Source organism: Mesorhizobium sp. WSM4807 (assembly GCF_055811615.1).
The window spans coordinates 1-790 of sequence record NZ_JBVVQY010000109.1; the positions used below are offsets into that span (position 1 = coordinate 1).

Annotated in this window: 1 protein-coding gene; it reads right to left on the bottom strand. The window is 62.9% G+C overall.

The window, feature by feature from the left end:
- Nucleotides 1-768 (bottom strand): LysR family transcriptional regulator (locus tag AC0L3N_RS33895; RefSeq protein WP_473552047.1); only part of this gene is annotated, 768 nt, incomplete at its 3' end.
- Nucleotides 769-790 lie beyond the last annotated feature (22 nt).

Here is a 790-nt window from a genome sequence, read left to right on the forward strand (position 1 = left end):
AAGGCGACCGCTCTCAAGATGAGGCTCCGCCACGTCCTCCGGCACATAGGCGAGGCCGAAACCATCCAGCGCGGCTTCGAGAATCCCGACGGTGCCATTCAGGACGATCTCCACCCGCACCTTCGGTTCGCGACCGTCTCGCTCGAAATCCCAGGCCCACAGCCCGCCATTGGTGGAAAAGCGCTGGTTGATACAAATATGACCGGTCAGTTCCTGCGGCGTCGTTGGCGGCGGCCGCCCGGCGAAATAGGGCTTCGCACCGACGACAGCGAAGCGGAGATCCGGTCCGACGCGTACGGCGATCATGTCCTTTGCAACCTGCTCTCCGAGCCGCACGCCGGCGTCGAACCGTTCTGCGGCGATGTCCGTCAGTGCGTTGTCAATGAAGACCTCGACCATGATGTCGGGATAGTCCGGCAGCAGCTTCGCCAGCTTCGGCCAGAGCACGGATTTGAATGCGTGATCGCTGGCAGTAAGCCGAATGGTGCCGGCGGGCCTCTCCCGCAACTCGCTCAATGCGTCGAGTTCGGCCTCGATCTCCTCGAAATGCAGGCCGATGTTGCGAAGCAAGCGCTCGCCGGCCGCTGTCGGTGAAACGCTGCGGGTCGTGCGGGTCAGCAGTCGAAGGCCCAGGCGCTCTTCGAGATCGCGGATCGTGTGGCTCAGTGTGGACTGCGAAATTCCGAGCTGCGCGGCGGCCCGCGTAAAGCTGCCTTCCCGTGCGACGGCCAGAAAGGCCAGACGCATATCAAGTCTTCCGCGCTGCATTTATGGCTCATGCCGATAAGTC